Raw genomic sequence first — 16,731 nt, forward strand, 5'->3', positions numbered from 1 at the left:
CTGAAAGTCGAAACTATGTCTGCAATAATGACTGCTTCCAATCCTGTCAGCGATAGCTGCAATGTCTTGTCCATCTGCTCACGGAGCAACCCGGGAATCCTGACGATAGCCCATCGCGGACTCTGGACGAGAACGGCGGAAAACTCGCTTGCTTCAGTCCGTGCAGCGATTGCCGCTGGCGTGGACATGGTCGAAATCGATACTCAAGCGACGGCAGATGGCAAGTTGGTCGTCATTCATGACGAGACGCTCGACCGAACGACGAGCGCGACTGGAACTGTCAGCGAGCTGCCATTCGATGTAGTTAGAGCGGCGAAGCTGCGAGTTGGGGCAGGGGGTGCCGACGCCGAACTCATTGACGAGTGTGTTCCCACGCTGGAAGAACTACTCGAAGAAATCCGCGACAAGATCACCGTCAACATCGACACCAAATTTACGCGTGACCTGCCTCTGGTCATTGAAACGGTGCTGCGGCTCGGCATCGAAGATCAGGTGCTTGTCAAAACGGACATCGACCCGCAAGCGGCACATTTCGATATTCTCGACGCGGACTGGTTCGGTAGAATTCCTCATATGCCGATGTTCAAAGTGCGTTCAGGCCACTTCACAGACGATCTGCACCGGATCGAAGCGCTGCATGCGCCGATGATCGAGGTCAAGTTCACAGATATTGCAGACCTCACCGCGGGTCGTAAAGAATTGGAGCGTCAGAATACCCGCCTCTGGATCAACACGCTCGACGTCTCCCATTGCCTTGATTTCAACGATACGCGCGCGCTCCGCGGTCCCGACAGCGTCTGGGGCACCCTTGCTGAAGCTGGAGTCGGTGCGATCCAGACAGACGAAGTCGATGCCTTCAAGGGTTGGCTAAAGACCCACGCAACTGTGGTAGGTCAGTGATGACGGTGCAACACGAACGGTTGGCCAAGGCTATCGCAATCATCGACGAGGCGGTAGTCTTGGCTCTCACATTCTTCCATGCGCGCATTGGCATAGAAACCAAAACCAAAGGCGTTCAGGATTTCGTCTCCGAGGCTGATACCAGTGTCGAACGCCTCGTCCGGGAGCGTCTGGATGCGGCTTTTCCGGGCGAGACTGTTTTGGGTGAGGAGATGGGTGGGCGTGCGGATGGCGCTTATTGGATCATTGACCCGATCGACGGTACGGCGAATTTTCTGCGAGGCTCTCCCCTGTGGGGCATATCCCTCGGTTTCGTTCGTAGTGGGCGACCGGAACTTGGTGTCGTCGCAATTCCCGTCCTAAAGGAGGTTTACGCCGCCGCGGATGGAACGGGTCTGCTGTTGAACGGCAGAGCAATAAGCCGCGATACATCCTTTGAAGACGTTCAAGTCATGTCTCTGGGCGATAGTGCATCGAAGGAAGCGGAGGAGGTCGCAGCGCTTAATGTTGGTCTCCGTCACGCGGGCTGGGTGGTGGAATCGATCCGTTCCACATCCATCGGGCTTGCCTTCGCAGCACGCGGTATTTTCGATGGGCACTTTCAGAAGTTGACTACCATGTGGGATATCGCAGGTGGAGCAGTTCTCGCCCGTGAAGCTGGCCTCGACGTGCGAATTGGCGTCCGCGCCCAATCAGGCATTCCCTGGATTGCTGCCGGAACACCCAAACTCATGACCGCGGCTGGCGAGTTTTGGCATGAAACTCAATAGCTTAATGCAGCACGCAGATGAGTTTGAGAAAGAAGTTTATGGGTCGACAGTTCGATTCCGTTGTCTAATCGCCTGCGTCGGATGTGTCCGACCCGGAGACATAGGTAACATCTCGTACCTAAGACATAGGTGACAACCTGGTGCCGAACGGGTTGTCGATGGTTTGCAACGTTTTCTGCTCCAAGTCGATATATCCCAGATCATACTGCATAAAGCTGACGAGCCAAATGCCGTCATCAACCTCGTTCAGGCCGAGGCGTTGTCCTGCCATGACGGTTGATATGTTGATCTTCTTGTGATGCTTGCAGATGCGACCGCAGTTGGTCACCAGAGTATCGAGATCGTGGAAGGGGTATTCGACGTCAGGCAGACCGCTATAGGGTCTTGGCGATGCCATATAGACATCAGCAGGCACCTTCATGTCGAGCGCCTCATGCGGCCGCTCGCAATTGAATTCGCTGACGAAAGCATCGAAGCGCGCCTGCTGCTGAAGGATGTTTTTGCCGGGTGGCCGGGTTGTTTCCTTCTTGAGGGTAAGATGCATGCGCTCGTGGCGGCCGTTCTGTGGCGGCCGGCCCGGCCTGATGCGCTCGATCGATAGGCCCAGCCGCAGCCACCAGACAGACAGTTTCGACAGATTATAGAGGCCATTTGGTGAGGCAAAAGGCAGGCCATTGTCGGTGCGGATCGCAAGAGGCAGGCCGCGTTCACAAAACAGGCGGTGGAAGGCATCTAGAACGCCCTGTTCGCGTGACGATGCGAAGGCTTCGCAGACAAGAAGGAAGCGCGAGGCCTGATCGGTGAGTGTCAAGGGGTAACAGTATCTGGCATCACCGAGCTTGAACTCGCCGCACCACAAATCGTTGGCAGCCATAGCTTGCGACAAGGCCGTTCCTCCGGCCCTGTGGCGTTGTCGCTTGCGGGCATGGGTGACCAGGCCGTGCCGGTCGAGAATGGCATGGACCGTGCTTTTGGCCGGCACGCGAACATCGCCGGAAAGCTTCCTGACCAGCAACTCCCTGATCTTCCTGGCACCCCAGTGCGGCTTGCTCTTCTTGGCCGTGACGATCATTGTCTCGATGGCATCGGGCAATTGATTGGCGTAGCGCACAGGACGCCGGGATCGGTCCGTCAGTGCTTCCAGACCGTCTTGCCTTGTAGCGATTGAAAATTTTGTAACCGGTCTTGCGCGAGATGCCGAAATCCCGGCATACCTCGCTCATCCCTTCGCCCTCGAGAAGCCGGGCGACAAATCGAAGACGCTCTTCCATGACCGAAGTCTCTCTCCACGGAATGGGTGAAGAAGGCGGAAGTCGATACTGGCAAGCGTGCCGGTCTACCGAGCGATGTGGCCGAGAAGATGAAGGCGCTGGAACGCGAGAACCGCGAACGTCGTCAGGCCAATGAGATACTGCGCAAGGCGTCTGCATATTTTGCCCAGGCGCCTATGGGCGAATGAATTCATTCGCCTGTCGGCGATCACGGGCCGGATTGTCTATAGCAGCATCTTCGCCGGTCAGCCTCTGCCCCCTAATATCTTCCCACCTGCGTCCAGTGAGGCGCAAATACGCATCGTTGACCTTGACGTAACTGGAAGTCTTTGTGTCACTGGTGGTGATTGACGTGGCGATCTGCGCAAACTCGAACATTTGCGTGCAAAAGCACTGGGTGCCGAAATCGTGCGCGCCTTTCCGGGAAGCGGCAGAGCTGCTCTATAACGGCCCGTGGGTTGCCGAACGGCTGGCGTCGGTCAAGGGCGTCTTCGGGACCAACGCGACAGCTTTCGATCCCACCGTGCGCAGCATTATTTCTGGAGCCACGCAGTCCAGCTCAGTCGATGCCTTCGAGGGATTTACAGGCTGGAAGCGCTTCGCCAGAAGACATTGGCTGAGTGGGAAAAAGCCGATGTGCTGATGCCGCCGACATCACCCACGATCTATACGGTAGATGCCATGCTGGAGCAGCCGATCATCAGGAACGGGCATTTTGGCCGCTACACCAACTTCGCAAATCTGTTCGGTTATGCGGCAATTGCCATCCGGGCCGGGTTCGATCCTGATGAACACCTCCCGGCCGGTGTCACGCTCTTTGGCCCGGCCTTTTCCGATGATGCCCTTGCGCCTTTTGCGGACGCGATGCACAGAGCACTTGCCCCCGGAATGGGAAGGGACACATCCGCGACCCTTGCCGATGTCTCGCGCGTTATGGAAGTGGACGACGGCTTGGTCCCGATCGTCGTCGTTGGCGCACATCTTTCGGGCATGCCGCTCAACCATGAACTGACCCGCCCCGGCGGCCGGCTGGTCAAGGCCTGCCGGACGGCAGCGGATTACCGGCTCTTCGTGCTTCCCAATACGACGTCACCAAAACCCGGCCTCATCTGCGCTCCCGGCTTTGCCGGGCCAGGCCTTGCTGTCGAGGTTTGCAACGTGACACCGGAAGCATTCGGTCACTTCGTCCAGAATATCCACGCCCCACTTTGTATCGGCAAGGTCACGCTGGATGACGGCAGTCAGGTCTCCGGTTTCCTCTACGAGCCCTATGCCACCGAAAGTGCCCGCGAGGTCACGCACCTCGGCGGGTGGCGGGCCTATATCCAGTCAATCAAGCCATGAGGTTATCAGCATGAAAGCATTCATTGGACGTTTGCTGATCTTTTGCAGAATGCTCCTGGTGGAGTTGTTGACTGCGCGGGCGAGAATGTGTCGCTCCCCGGCATCGATAGTCACTTGCTGCCAATTGCTGCGCCAACGGACGGGCGGTATTCGGGACACCATCACGAGTTACGTCATTTTTGCATGGCTGCGCTGCAATGACGTCTGTTTATTGTGCGCTAGGAAAGAGTATGTTTGTTTCATCGAAGTGATGCACCTCCTCCCGCAAAGCTTCGATTTCAGACGCCCCACTCCTCCTCCCAAGGGACGTCTGTCGGAACAGCGGCACTCCTCCTCCCAGCCGTTGTTCGGTTCTTTTCGAAAAGCCTGCCGCACCTCCTCCCGCGGCAGGCTTTTTCGTTTTAAAGAACCAAAATCTCGTAGAGCCTCGTTTTGACGTCCACCCTTTGGTCAGGATGGCTTATGTTGTGGTCAGGCCTTGAAAACCTCTTCACCACCGATCCAAGTGCTTTTGATTTCATAGTCACTGTCTAAAATGACGAAATCCGCGTCATGGCCGGGTGCCAACTTTCCCTTGTGATCTGCGACCCCTGCCGCTTCCGCCGGATAAAGGCTTGCCATGCGCACGGCTTCTCCGAAATCGACGTCCAGCTTCCGATGAACAAAAAGCACTGAAGAGAGCATGTCGATATCGGCACCGGCAAGTGTGCCGTCTGCGAGTGTCAATCGTCCGTCCTTGCGATAAATTTGGCGACCGTTCAGCGTCAGACCAGTTAAGTCCGTACCGATCGTCGACATGGCGTCTGTCACGATAAAGATCCGCCCTGGTCCACGCTTGGCGCGCAATGCAGCGCCCAGTGATGCAGGGTGGACGTGATAGCCATCGGTAATGATGCCCGCCGAAAAATTCCCCATGTCTAGGGCTGCGCCAACCAATCCCGGTGTGCGGTTTTCCAGTGGGCTCATGGCGTTAAACAGGTGCGTTATCGTGCGAGCACCCGCCTTTGCGTAGGCCATTGCCGTTTCATATGACGCATTGGTGTGTCCGAGGCTGACGATAAAGCCGCCATCCGCCAGTGCTCTCACTTGGTCTTCAGTGGTATTTTCCGGCGCAACCGTAATCATCAGTGCATTGAAGCTGTGACCGATAGCCAACAGATTTTGGAGGTCGATATCTTCCATGGGGCGGATAAGGCCCGGATGGTGGGTGCCCTTGCGAGCGACAGAAAGATGCGGCCCTTCCAGGTGCAGGCCAAGAAAACCGGGAACACCCGCGTCTTTGGCTTCCAAGCCGGCTTTAATTGCTGCTACCGTAATCTCCCGTGTATCGGTTATCAATGTCGGCAGAAGGGACGTCGTGCCGAATTTTGCGTGGGCCGCACAAATCTGCCGAATGCCCTCCACCGATTGATCGTCGTTCAGCATCACGCCGCCGCCGCCATTGACCTGAAGGTCGATAAAGCCCGGAACGATGATTGCACCATCGGTATCGACCTGCTCCAGGCCGGATGAAATATCCGTCATTGCCACGACATCCGCGATCTTGCCGCCATCAATCAGCAGGGCGCTCTCGTCATGCCAGGCAAAACCATCGAAAATGCGGGCATTGGTCAGTGCTCTCATCATGATCAGCGGGTCTCCGTGACTTTCTTGAGGGCCGCCGGAGCGTCTGGATTGAAGCCGCGCGATCGTGACCAGGCTTCAACGAAGCCATAAAATGGAACAATGAGAGCGAGTGAGTCGGTGAGGGGATGACCCGTTTCCACAAAGGGCAAACGGCGCGCATAGGCAGCGCCATCAGCCGTGATAAAGGCAAGCGCTCCTTTTTCGGCAAGGCCATCTGCCGTGGCAAGGACGGATGTGAGGGCAGCGTCACGCGCCGCAAACGTCACAACGGGGAAACGGCGATCTACCAGTGCTACCGGGCCGTGAAGAACCTCGGCACTGGAATAGGCCTCTGCGTGCATCTCCGATGTTTCCTTGAATTTCAATGCTGCTTCACTGGCAATGGCCAGGGATGGGCCGCGTCCCAGCATGTAAAGGGAATCCGCCTCACCAAGTTCAGCGGCCAGCTCATGCCAGTCCAGCGTCACGGCTTGTTTGAGTTTTTCCGGCAATTGCTGAATCGAGCGTTGCAGCTCGGTATCCACCGTCCATTCGGAAAGAATAGCCAAACCGGCAAGAACGGAGTTAAAGAAGGACTTGGTGGCCGCCACTGCAAGTTCCGGCCCCGCATTGATATCCACAGCATGAGCCGAGGCATCCGATAGCGGTGATGGCTGCGTGTTGGTCAGCGATAGTGTGAGCGCACCCGATGCGGCTGCCGACTGGGCGAGCGCGACAATGTCAGGGCTCTTGCCGGATTGCGAAATCGAGATTGCCGCAGCCTGATCGAGTTTCAGCGACTTGTTGTAGATCGAGGCAAGAGATGGTCCGATGGAAGCCACAGCACGACCAGCCTGCTGCTCGATGGCATATTTCAGGAAGTGAGCGGCATGATCGGACGATCCGCGCGCGATGGTAATGAGAAAGGCGGGGTCTCGCTCCCGCAGCGCTTGGCCCGCAGCTTGCAGAGCATCATGCGAGTTGCTGAGCAGACGGCTGGCGGCATCGGGGATCTCGTTGATTTCCTGGCGCATATGCGTTGACATGGCATTCTCTTTTCTTGTCGGTTCAATCGGCATATCAGCCATCTGTCAGTGTCATTTCGGCAACGAAATCATAGGCATCGCCGCGATAAAGCGAGCGCGTCAGTTCCACCACGCGGCCGGAATCGAGATAGGATATCCGCTCGATGGCAAGGCCCGCTGACCCTTCGGGAACTGCCAGAAGGGCTGCGTCCTCACGGGTCACGTTGCAGGCAGAGATGCGCTGCACGGCGCGCACCGGCTTGTATCCGGTGCGGTGTAGTTCCGCATAAAGTGACGCGTCCACCGCTTTGGGGTCCGGCAGGATATCGCTGGCAAGGCTTGCGCGTTCGATAGCGAGCGGCAATTCGTTGGCAATGCGCAGGCGCTCCAGCCGTGCCACCATCATGTCGACCTTCAGACCAAGCATCATCATCTCGTCCGATGAGGGATGGAAAAGTCCGCGGGCCAGCCACTCGGAGCGGGTGACATAACCGCGCCGGGCCATGTCTTCGGTAAACGAGGTCAGCCGTGACAATGGCTGTTGTAGACGCGAAACGGGCTTCATGACGAAGGTGCCGGAACCGTGCTTTCGGTTCAACAGGCCGTCCTTGACCAGATCGTCCACCGCCTTGCGAACCGTTACCCGGCTGACATTGGCAAATTCGGCAAGATCACGCTCGGGCGGCAGAGCCTGTCCGTGGGCGAGCTTGCCTGATAATATCGCGTCTTCCAGCAATTGCCGCAGCTTCATATACAGCGGACCCGATCCGCTGGATTGCAGATCGTCTGGCGACAGGAACTGCGACAGAGTTTCCATCATACCGTAGCTTCCGTGACATTGGCGTATGTCGCTTTCGCGAGCGCGATCGCTCCCGACAGAGCATCCTGCGCGGGCGGAACGAGGCGCTCCCTGTGGCGGGCGGAGAGATAGGGTGCGTAAAGGCCAGACAGCCCGCCCAGCAGACACAGCCTTCCGCCGCCGGTGATCTGCGACATCCGGTCGAGTGCCAGATCGATGAAGCCTGCGGACTGGCGAAGAATTGCCAGCGCCGCCTCGTCGCCTGTTGCGGCAAATTCAAACACGCGCGGTGCGTAGCGGCCATAATCGCCGGGCTTTGCAGCTTGAGAAAAGGCGACCATTTTGCGCGGATCATGGTCAAAGTCATCGAGAAACGCGCGCGTCATGGCCGTTTGCGCAGCGATGCCATCATGGCCAAGCAGGCATTGCTGCAATGCCATCTGGCCCAGCCGCGCGCCACCGCCCAGATCGCCCAGATGATAGCCCCAGCCGCCGAGATAGCGGATGTCGGCACCGGTGCGAGCGATATAGATGGTTCCCGTACCCAGAATGGCAACGGTTCCGTTGCCCTCGCCGAGCGCGCCCTGAAGCGCAATCAGACCATCGGATTCGATCACCGATTGACGAAACGGCAGACGCGGCATCACATAGGCAACGGTGTTTTCGACGTAATTTCCCGCAAGACCAAGATAGGCATGGGCGCTTTCGACCAGACTGGCATCGAGACCCGCGTCGATAAATGAAGCTCTTGCTGCTTCCGTCATATTCTCAATGGCCGTATCTGGCGCGGTCATGATGTTGGACGCGCCACTTTTACCACGGCCGATAATCCGGCCGTTTGCATCTGCGACTGCCGCCCGGCAACTGGTGCCGCCGCCGTCGATTCCCACGAGATATCGCTGCATGAACTGTCTCCTGAAAAGACGATACCAAAAAAATACCAATATCCAAGAGTAAAAATCAATTTTCAATAAATATAAAAATATTCAACTAAATCAATTATTTGTGTTTGAGATGGCGTTTTTTTTCTCTTGAATTCGCATCTACTGTCAAAAGATGCTGGACAATTGGTATTTTTTTGGCATTAAATTCGCGTGCAGGGAGTTTTGGAATGAGCGCTAGTGGGACTGAAGGTTTGCACGAAAAGGCGAAAGGCCTCGACACGATGGTGCCGGGGGAGATTCTGTCGCTTTTGAGTTCGGGCCAACAGCAAGCCGCGCAGTCCGTGGATGCCACACATGACGCCATCGCCGCAGCCTCAACGCTTGCGGCTGATGCCATCGCTGCGGGCCGCAAGCTTGTCTATGCCGGGGCCGGAAGCTCTGGGCTCATGGCCATGGCAGATGCGCTGGAGCTTCCTGGAACCTACGGCATTGCACGCGAGCAGATCGCTATTCTGTTTGCCGGCGGTGCCAGCAACGTGTCCGACATGCCCGGCGCGCCCGAAGACGACGCCGATCAGGCGCGAAAGGACGCGGAGGCCGTGATCGGTGCCGGTGATTGCGTGCTGGCGATTTCCGCCAGTGGATCGACACCACATGCGCTGGCAGTCGCCGCAGTGGCGCGTGAAAGAGGCGCAAAAGTCGTAGCTGTTGCCAACAACGCCAATGCCACGCTGTTCGACATATCTGACGTCGCTATTCTGTTGCTTACGCCGCCGGAATTCGTGTCCGGCTCGACCAGGATGGGGGCGGGAACGGCACAGAAGATAGCGCTTAATATGTTTTCAACGCTGATGGCCATCCGTCTCGGCCATGTGCATGATGGCTATATGGTCAATCTGCGGGCGGACAATAAAAAGCTCATCGAACGCGCCGCAAGGATCGTGTCGGGTGTGACAGGTGTAGATATCAACGAAGCTGGACGATTGGTGGAAAAGGCGTCCGGTTCCGTAAAAATCGCAATTCTGCTGGCAGCGGGTGCGAAGACTAAAGATTCGGCTGAAACCATGCTTGCGGAAAGCGGCCATAATGTCCGGCGCGCGCTTCAACTGATCAGCGGATAAGACAGGTAAAAATCACAGTTGATGAGCGCCGTGGCGGCGTTACACCAAGAGGGAGAACATAATGACCCGCACTATCACTAAGGTTTTGCTGCTGGGCGCAAGCCTTTTCAGCTACGCAGGCCTCGCATCTGCGCAAGACGTGACGCTGACCATCGAAAGCTGGCGTAATGACGATCTGTCGATCTGGAAGGACAAGCTTATTCCGGCGTTCGAAGCCAAGAACCCGGGCATCAAGCTGTCGTTCCAGCCAATGGCACCGACTGAATACAATGCTGCGCTGAATGCCAAGCTGGAATCCGGTTCTGCCGGCGACCTCATCACCTGCCGCCCGTTCGATGCCTCGCTTGAGCTCTTCAAGAAGGGCTATCTTGGCGATCTGACCAAAAACGCTGGCATGGAGAACTTCTCCGACGTAGCCAAAACCGCATGGTCGACGGATGATGGTGCCCAGACGTTCTGCGTGCCAATGGCATCGGTCATTCACGGCTTCATCTACAACAAGGACGCTTTCGACGCACTGAAGATCGAAGTTCCCAAGACGCAAGCCGAATTCTTTGCCGCGCTCGACAAGATCAAGGCTGACGGCACCTATGTTCCAATGGCGATGGGTACCAAGGATTTATGGGAAGCCGCAACCATGGGCTACCAGAACATTGGCCCCAACTACTGGAAGGGCGAAGAAGGGCGTCTCGCACTGATTAAGGGCGAGCAAAAGCTGACCGATGCCGACTGGGTCAAGCCCTATGAAGTGCTGGCCAAATGGAAGGATTATCTTGGCGACGGCTTCGAAGCCCAGACCTATCCCGACAGCCAGAACCTCTTTACGCTGGGTCGCGCAGCCATCTACCCCGCAGGTTCCTGGGAAATCTCCGGCTTCAACACACAGGCACAGTTCAAGATGGGTGCGTTCCCGCCGCCGGTCGAAAAGGACGGTGATACCTGCTACATCTCCGACCATACCGACATCGGCATGGGCGTAAACGCCAAGTCCAAGCATCCGGCTGAAGCTGCAAAGTTCCTGTCGTGGGTTGCTTCTGCGGAATTTGCCGATCTCTATGCAAATGCGTTGCCTGGCTTCTTCAGCCTGAACAAGACGGCTGTGAAGATGGCCGATCCACTCGCTCAGGAATTCGTGTCCTGGCGTGAAAAGTGCAAGCCGACGATCCGCTCCACCTACCAGATCCTGTCGCGTGGCACGCCCAACCTCGAAAACGAGACGTGGGTGGAATCCGCTAATGTGATCAACGGTACGGATACGCCAGCTGTTGCCGCTGAAAAGCTGCAAAAGGGCCTGGACGGCTGGTACAAGCCTGCCAAGTAAAGCTTGAGATGCATGGCGGTTAAGCAACCGCCATGCATCTGCCTATTGGCTTAAGCTCTGCTCTCTACAGCCAGATAAACGGCTTCGCGGGTTTGTGCCGACGTTACGTGCACCCCCATTTTTCCAAGACAGTTCGGACTGGTCCCATGAGCGCCGATATCACTTCAAACGATCAACGACCGATCCGGCGGCCCGTGCGCTGGCATATTCTCGTGTTCATGCTGCCAGCATTTCTGGTTTACACCGCAGTCATGATCGTTCCGCTCGGCAGTACACTGTGGCTTTCCTTCTTCAACCAGGTGGATGGGCAGAAAGTCTTTGTCGGCCTTCAAAATTTCAGAGCCCTGTTCGGTGAAGATCGCTGGGCCGTGAGTTTTTGGAACGCGCTTTTCAACAATATGATCTTCTTCGTGATCCATATGCTGGTGCAAAATCCTATCGGCGTGGCCCTTGCGGCATTGTTGTCGCTCCCCAAGCTCAGATTCTCAGCTTTCTACCGCACGTCCATCTTTTTGCCGACCCTATTGTCCTTCGTCATCGTCGGCTTCATCTGGAAGCTCATTCTGTCCCCGCTTTGGGGTGTCGCACCAACGCTGCTTGATCTCGTCTATTTGAAATCCCTGTTTGCGCCGTGGCTGGGCAGACCTGGCTCGGCGCTGATCGCGGTGTCGCTGATTTCGGTCTGGCAATATGTCGGCATTCCGATGATGCTGATATATGCCGCTCTTTTGAACATTCCAGACGAAGTGATCGAAGCAGCCGAAATGGATGGTATTACCGGCTGGAGCCAGTTCTGGAAGATCAAGCTGCCGCTGATCCTGCCCTCCATCGGTATCATCTCCATCCTCACATTCGTCGGCAATTTCAACGCCTTCGATCTGATCTATACCGTGCAAGGGGCGCTGGCCGGGCCAGATGGATCGACCGATATTCTGGGAACATTGCTCTATCGCACTTTCTTCGGCTTCCAGCTTCAACTCGGAGACCGGTCCATGGGCGCGACTATCGCGACAGTGATGTTCCTCATCATCCTTGCCGGGGTCAGCTTTTACCTATTTGCCATTCAGCGCCGCATGCGCCGCTATCAATTCTGAGGAGGGAGATAAGACATGTCCAAAGCTCGTTCCTCCTTCGCCCGCACCGCGTCTGCCCATGCCGTATTGATTGCGTATACGGCCATCGCGCTGTTTCCGGTGGTGCTGACGATCATCAACTCGTTCAAGTCGCGAAATGCCATCTTCCGCAATCCGATGCAGCCGCCGATGCCGTCGACCTTCGACCTGGTGGGATACACCACTGTGCTAGGGCAAGGCGATTTCGTGCATTACATGCAGAATTCGCTGATCGTCACTGTCGTTTCGATTGCGCTGGTATTGCTGTTTGGAGCTATGGCGGCGTTTGCGCTGTCTGAATACCGATTCAGGGGCAATACGCTGCTCGGTCTCTATATGGCGCTCGGGATCATGATTCCCATTCGCCTGGGAACTATCGGCATTTTGCAGGGGATGGTCGCGACTGGACTGGTCAATACACGCACCGCCCTCATTCTGGTCTATACGGCGCAGGGCCTGCCGCTTGCCATCTTTATCCTGTCGGAGTTCATGCGCACCGTGTCCGACGATCTCAAAAACGCCGGGCGCATTGACGGGCTGTCGGAATACAAGATTTTCTTCCGGCTGGTGCTGCCGCTCATCCGTCCATCCATGGCAACGGTTGCGGTCTTCACCATGATCCCGATCTGGAACGATCTCTGGTTCCCGCTGATCCTGGCACCGAGTGAGGCGACGAAGACAATCACGCTGGGCACACAAATCTTCATCGGCCAGTTCGTGACCAATTGGAATGCGGTTCTCGCAGCCCTTTCGCTGGCGATTGCCCCGGTTCTCGTTCTCTACACAATCTTCTCGCGGCAATTGATCCGTGGCATCACGGCAGGAGCAGTGAAATGAGCGAACGACCTCTGAAAGTTCTGGTTGCCGGTCTCGGCAATATGGGTATGAGCCACGCGCTGGCCTATGCCGCCAATCCGGGTTTCGACATCGTCGGTCTCGTCAATCGCTCGACGCCTGCTTTGCCAGAACAACTCGGCGGTTACCAGATCCTGCCGTCTTTCGATGATGCCTTGGCGGAACTGAAACCAGACTTGTGCTCGATCAACACCTATTCCGACAGCCATGCCGGGTTCGCGATCAAGGCCATGGAAGCGGGCTGCCATGTGTTCGTGGAAAAACCGCTGGCGACCACGGTGGCGGATGCGGAGCGCGTCATCGCCTGCGCCCGCGCCAATGGTCGCAAGCTGGTGGTCGGCTATATTTTGCGCCATCATCCCTCGTGGATCAAACTGATCTCGCTCGCCCGCGAACTCGGCGGACCTTACGTGTTTCGCATGAACCTCAACCAGCAGTCCTCCGGCAAAACGTGGGCTACGCATAAGGCACTGATGCAGACCACGCCGCCGATCGTTGATTGCGGCGTCCATTATGTCGATGTCATGTGTCAGATCACCGATGCAAAGCCGGTGTCGGTTCGGGGCATGGGCCTACGTCTATCTGACGAAATTTCGCCTGATATGTACAATTACGGCCACCTTCAGGTGACTTTCGATGATGGCTCACTTGGCTGGTACGAGGCAGGCTGGGGTCCGATGATTTCGGAAACCGCGTTTTTCGTGAAAGACGTGATGTCGCCAAAAGGATCTGTGTCCATTGTGATGGATCCGAATGCGAAATCCGACGATATCGACACCCACACCAAAACCTCGACCATCCGCCTGCATAAGGCGAAAACCGGGCCGGATGGACAGTTTACAGAGCCTGACCAGCTTCTCCAGATGGAGGGTGAGCCGGGCCATCAGGAACTGTGCGACCGCGAACAGGCTTATGTTCTCAGAGCCATCCGCGAGGATATCGATCTCAACCGACATATGACCGACGCCGTACAATCGCTGCGCATCTGCCTTGCGGCGGATGAAAGCGCGCGAACCGGCCGTATGGTCGACCTCTGAATCTGGAGAAAATCCGTGGGTAATCTGACACTCAAATCCGTCGCCAAATCCTTTGGCACTGTCGAGGTGCTGAAGGGCATAGACCTCGAGGTCAAGGACGGTGAGTTCGTGATCTTCGTCGGCCCTTCTGGTTGCGGCAAGTCCACGCTGTTGCGCACCATTGCAGGGCTGGAAGATATCAGTTCAGGCGAGATCGTCATCGACGGTCGTGAAGTTTCGGCAGTGCCGCCTGCCAAACGCGGCATAGCGATGGTGTTCCAGTCCTATGCGCTCTATCCGCATCTGACAGTGAAGGACAATATGGGGCTTGGCCTCAAGCAGGCCGGAACGCCGAAAGACGAGATAGAAACACGGGTTGCCAAGGCATCTTCCTTACTTTCGCTTGAGCCCTATCTTGAGCGGCGTCCGGCAGAACTGTCAGGCGGCCAGCGTCAGCGTGTTGCCATCGGTCGCGCCATTGTCCGCGAGCCGACGCTGTTCCTCTTTGACGAGCCGTTGTCCAACCTCGATGCGGCACTTCGCGTACAGACCCGTCTGGAAATTGCTCGCCTGCATCGGCGTCTGAAAGCGACGATGATCTATGTGACGCATGACCAGGTCGAGGCGATGACGCTGGCCGACAAGATCGTGGTGCTCAATGCCGGTCGCATCGAGCAGGTCGGCTCGCCGATGGAGCTTTACAATCGCCCCGCCAATCTGTTCGTCGCCGGTTTCATCGGCTCGCCGCAGATGAATTTTATCGATGCTGAGCGTCTCGGTGAAAGTGGTTACAGGACACTCGGCATTCGCCCTGAGCATTTGGCGCTCTCACGTGACCCCGGCACATGGTCTGGGAAGGTCGTGCATGTCGAACATCTGGGGGCTGACACCATCGTGTATCTCGAAAGCGACATCATCGGCCTGCTGACAGTGCGCCTGTTCGGCGAACATGCCTACGCGCCCGACGATGTCGTCTATGCCTCTCCGACCGGTGGTGCGACCCATCGTTTTGGTGCAGATGGCAACGTCATCCGATAGGCAAGCCGTTGAATTATTGAGGCGGCCCATGGCTGATATTCTGCTGGAAGTATGTGTCGATGACGTCCAAGGCCTGCACGCCGCAATCGAAGGCGGCGCGGACAGGATCGAGCTTTGCAGCGCGCTCGCAGTGGGCGGATTGACGCCATCTGCGGGGTTGATGAGCGTCGCCGGACAGTCTCCCATTCCTTGCTATGCGATGATCCGTCCGCGTATCGGTGATTTTGTCTACACCGCAGACGAACTTGCCGTGCTGGAAAACGACATCAGTTTTGCCGCGTCATGCGGCCTGCGCGGTGTGGTATTCGGCGCGAACCTGCCTGATGGTCGACTGGACCGCGATGCCTTGACGAGACTGTCAAACGCCATGGGTTCAATGCCACGCACCTTGCACCGCGCCTTCGATCTCGTGCCTGACATGGCCGAGGCCATCGAAATTGCTATTGCCTGCGGCTTCGAGCGCATTCTGACATCGGGGCGCGCCGTCTCCGCTCTAGATGGGCTAACTGACCTGAAATCTGCAATCGAGAGTGCTTCAGGGCGGATATCCATCATGCCCGGCTCAGGTGTTACTCTCGAAACAATCGGTGCGCTGCTTGCGGAGCTGGATGTGACGGAAGTGCATTCTTCTTGCTCGTCTAGCGTGGATGTTGATAACCCGGTTGTCACAGCTTTTGGCTTTTCAGCACCTCGTGTCAAACAGACCAATGTTGAGATTGTGCGCTCTTTGAAGGCACGACTGAAGACCTCACAATAAACCTGTTGCTGTTTGCCTGGCTGAGTGAGCCGACCGTTTTCTGGGGGACCTGATTGGCATTCGAGGCTATTGATAAAACAAAACACCGAGAACACGCCTTTTCAAGGTGGAACGGAGGATGCCATGTCGTTGAGCCTTTTCGATCTCAAGGGAAAACGCGCCCTGATTACGGGTTCGTCGCAGGGAATAGGGCTGGCCCTCGCGAAGGGACTTCAAGATGCGGGTGCCAAAATTGTCCTCAACGGGCGTGATGAAACCAAGCTCAAGACGGCAGCGGAAGGGTTCGAGGCACCAGTCGATATTCTGGCCTTCGACGCTACGGATCACCAGGCGGCACGCGAGGCCATCGATCGTTTTGAAGCTGACACGGGTGCTATCGATATTCTCGTGAACAATGCCGGCATGCAGTTTCGTACTGCACTGGAAGATTTTCCAGCCGACGCATTCGAACGCCTGTTGCGCACCAACGTCTCAAGCGTCTTCAACGTTGGCCAAGCCGTTGCTCGTCACATGATAGCGCGCGGCAAGGGAAAGATTATCAACATCGCCAGTGTCCAGACCGCACTCGCTCGGCCCGGCATCGCGCCTTATACGGCCACTAAAGGTGCTGTTGGCAACCTGACCAAGGGCATGGCAACCGATTGGGCAAAATACGGTCTTCAGTGCAACGCCATCGCGCCAGGTTACTTCGATACACCGCTTAACGCGGCTCTGGTCAGCGACGAGACCTTCTCCGCCTGGCTGGAAAAACGCACTCCGGCCGCGCGCTGGGGTAAAGTCGAGGAACTTGTCGGCGCTTGTATCTTCCTAGCATCCGATGCTTCGTCATTCGTGAACGGTCACACGCTTTATGTCGATGGCGGCATTACTGCATCTCTTTGAGATAAAGTGGCAGGGCGCTTACAATGCGCCA

Annotated in this window: 14 protein-coding genes and 3 pseudogenes; 12 read left to right on the forward strand and 5 right to left on the reverse strand. The window is 56.7% G+C overall.

Going from position 1 to position 16,731, the window contains the following annotated elements; translation table 11 throughout:
* The first annotated feature begins 27 nt into the window (after positions 1-27).
* Together DSM25558_RS07005 and DSM25558_RS07010 are read left to right on the forward strand one after the other, a co-directional pair.
* On the forward strand, positions 28-900 hold the full coding sequence (locus DSM25558_RS07005) for a glycerophosphodiester phosphodiesterase family protein (protein WP_244554134.1): 873 nt from the start codon (positions 28-30) through the stop codon (positions 898-900).
* Positions 900-1,670 (forward strand): inositol monophosphatase family protein, encoded by a 771-nt coding sequence (locus tag DSM25558_RS07010; protein WP_077103198.1) that lies wholly within the window; start codon positions 900-902, stop codon positions 1,668-1,670. Before DSM25558_RS07005 ends, DSM25558_RS07010 begins: the two co-directional genes overlap by 1 nt.
* 118 nt (positions 1,671-1,788) lie before the next feature.
* On the opposite strand, the pseudogene DSM25558_RS07015 reads toward DSM25558_RS07010, so the two are convergent.
* Positions 1,789-2,965 (reverse strand): annotated as a pseudogene (locus DSM25558_RS07015) (helix-turn-helix domain-containing protein).
* On the opposite strand from DSM25558_RS07015, the pseudogene DSM25558_RS28165 reads away from it, so the two are divergent.
* Together DSM25558_RS28165 and DSM25558_RS07025 are read left to right on the forward strand one after the other, a co-directional pair.
* Positions 2,962-3,105 (forward strand): annotated as a pseudogene (locus tag DSM25558_RS28165) (IS3 family transposase); the annotation flags it as partial. The pseudogenes DSM25558_RS07015 and DSM25558_RS28165 overlap by 4 nt on opposite strands.
* Positions 3,106-3,338: 233 nt before the next feature.
* Positions 3,339-4,285: pseudogene (locus DSM25558_RS07025) on the forward strand (amidase family protein); the annotation flags it as partial.
* Positions 4,286-4,756: 471 nt separating this feature from the next.
* Here DSM25558_RS07025 and nagA read toward each other — a convergent pair.
* Genes nagA through DSM25558_RS07045 form a run of 4 tightly spaced genes read right to left on the reverse strand, consistent with a single transcriptional unit; the run spans position 4,757 to position 8,619 of the window.
* Entirely contained in the window at positions 4,757-5,917 is a 1,161-nt protein-coding gene (gene nagA / locus DSM25558_RS07030) for an N-acetylglucosamine-6-phosphate deacetylase (protein ID WP_143239368.1), read from the reverse strand.
* Positions 5,914-6,936, reverse strand: coding sequence for an SIS domain-containing protein (locus DSM25558_RS07035; protein ID WP_077103470.1), 1,023 nt, complete (start codon positions 6,934-6,936; stop codon positions 5,914-5,916). Before DSM25558_RS07035 ends, nagA begins: the two co-directional genes overlap by 4 nt.
* A 34-nt stretch (positions 6,937-6,970) precedes the next feature.
* Positions 6,971-7,735 (reverse strand): GntR family transcriptional regulator, encoded by a 765-nt coding sequence (locus tag DSM25558_RS07040; RefSeq protein ID WP_077103202.1) that lies wholly within the window; start codon positions 7,733-7,735, stop codon positions 6,971-6,973.
* Positions 7,732-8,619, reverse strand: a complete 888-nt coding sequence (locus DSM25558_RS07045; protein ID WP_077103204.1) for a glucosamine kinase nucleotide-binding domain-containing protein — start codon at positions 8,617-8,619, stop codon at positions 7,732-7,734. The genes DSM25558_RS07040 and DSM25558_RS07045 overlap by 4 nt, the downstream gene beginning before the upstream one ends.
* Before the next feature lie 206 nt (positions 8,620-8,825).
* Between DSM25558_RS07045 and DSM25558_RS07050 the strand changes: the two genes are divergently transcribed.
* The 8 genes from DSM25558_RS07050 to DSM25558_RS07085 all read left to right on the forward strand — a co-directional run bounded on the left by DSM25558_RS07050 (position 8,826) and on the right by DSM25558_RS07085 (position 16,700).
* Positions 8,826-9,719 carry an N-acetylmuramic acid 6-phosphate etherase gene (locus DSM25558_RS07050; protein ID WP_077103206.1) on the forward strand — a complete coding sequence of 298 codons (894 nt, stop codon included), beginning with the start codon at positions 8,826-8,828 and terminating at the stop codon, positions 9,717-9,719.
* Between the two features lie 61 nt (positions 9,720-9,780).
* Positions 9,781-11,040 (forward strand): ABC transporter substrate-binding protein, encoded by a 1,260-nt coding sequence (locus DSM25558_RS07055; RefSeq protein WP_077103208.1) that lies wholly within the window; start codon positions 9,781-9,783, stop codon positions 11,038-11,040.
* 146 nt (positions 11,041-11,186) lie between these two features.
* A complete protein-coding gene (locus DSM25558_RS07060) occupies positions 11,187-12,134 on the forward strand; it encodes a carbohydrate ABC transporter permease (protein ID WP_077103210.1) in 948 nt (315 codons plus the stop codon).
* Between the two features lie 15 nt (positions 12,135-12,149).
* Complete coding sequence (locus DSM25558_RS07065; protein ID WP_077103212.1) at positions 12,150-12,989, forward strand: carbohydrate ABC transporter permease; 840 nt, start codon at positions 12,150-12,152, stop codon at positions 12,987-12,989.
* Positions 12,986-14,044, forward strand: coding sequence for a Gfo/Idh/MocA family protein (locus DSM25558_RS07070; RefSeq protein WP_077103215.1), 1,059 nt, complete (start codon positions 12,986-12,988; stop codon positions 14,042-14,044). The genes DSM25558_RS07065 and DSM25558_RS07070 overlap by 4 nt, the downstream gene beginning before the upstream one ends.
* 15 nt (positions 14,045-14,059) lie before the next feature.
* On the forward strand, positions 14,060-15,061 hold the full coding sequence (locus DSM25558_RS07075) for an ABC transporter ATP-binding protein (RefSeq protein ID WP_077103217.1): 1,002 nt from the start codon (positions 14,060-14,062) through the stop codon (positions 15,059-15,061).
* A gap of 28 nt (positions 15,062-15,089) precedes the next feature.
* Positions 15,090-15,818, forward strand: a complete 729-nt coding sequence (locus tag DSM25558_RS07080) for a copper homeostasis protein CutC (protein ID WP_103586451.1) — start codon at positions 15,090-15,092, stop codon at positions 15,816-15,818.
* A 123-nt stretch (positions 15,819-15,941) separates the two neighbouring features.
* On the forward strand, positions 15,942-16,700 hold the full coding sequence (locus tag DSM25558_RS07085; RefSeq protein WP_077103219.1) for an SDR family oxidoreductase: 759 nt from the start codon (positions 15,942-15,944) through the stop codon (positions 16,698-16,700).
* Positions 16,701-16,731 lie beyond the last annotated feature (31 nt).

It is taken from the genome of Agrobacterium sp. DSM 25558 (assembly GCF_900100825.1).
Classification (GTDB): domain Bacteria; phylum Pseudomonadota; class Alphaproteobacteria; order Rhizobiales; family Rhizobiaceae; genus Agrobacterium.

Bases quoted from the DNA above. Each gene is read 5' to 3' on its own strand.
- DSM25558_RS07005 (WP_244554134.1), top strand. From the start codon at position 28: ATGACTGCTTCCAATCCTGTCAGCGATAGCTGCAATGTCTTGTCCATC.
- DSM25558_RS07035 (WP_077103470.1), bottom strand. From the start codon at position 6,936: ATGTCAACGCATATGCGCCAGGAAATCAACGAGATCCCCGATGCCGCC.
- DSM25558_RS07050 (WP_077103206.1), top strand. From the start codon at position 8,826: ATGAGCGCTAGTGGGACTGAAGGTTTGCACGAAAAGGCGAAAGGCCTC.
- DSM25558_RS07080 (WP_103586451.1), top strand. From the start codon at position 15,090: ATGGCTGATATTCTGCTGGAAGTATGTGTCGATGACGTCCAAGGCCTG.
- DSM25558_RS07045 (WP_077103204.1), bottom strand. From the start codon at position 8,619: ATGCAGCGATATCTCGTGGGAATCGACGGCGGCGGCACCAGTTGCCGG.
- DSM25558_RS07055 (WP_077103208.1), top strand. From the start codon at position 9,781: ATGACCCGCACTATCACTAAGGTTTTGCTGCTGGGCGCAAGCCTTTTC.
- DSM25558_RS07065 (WP_077103212.1), top strand. From the start codon at position 12,150: ATGTCCAAAGCTCGTTCCTCCTTCGCCCGCACCGCGTCTGCCCATGCC.
- DSM25558_RS07085 (WP_077103219.1), top strand. From the start codon at position 15,942: ATGTCGTTGAGCCTTTTCGATCTCAAGGGAAAACGCGCCCTGATTACG.
- DSM25558_RS07060 (WP_077103210.1), top strand. From the start codon at position 11,187: ATGAGCGCCGATATCACTTCAAACGATCAACGACCGATCCGGCGGCCC.
- DSM25558_RS07070 (WP_077103215.1), top strand. From the start codon at position 12,986: ATGAGCGAACGACCTCTGAAAGTTCTGGTTGCCGGTCTCGGCAATATG.
- DSM25558_RS07010 (WP_077103198.1), top strand. From the start codon at position 900: ATGACGGTGCAACACGAACGGTTGGCCAAGGCTATCGCAATCATCGAC.
- DSM25558_RS07040 (WP_077103202.1), bottom strand. From the start codon at position 7,735: ATGATGGAAACTCTGTCGCAGTTCCTGTCGCCAGACGATCTGCAATCC.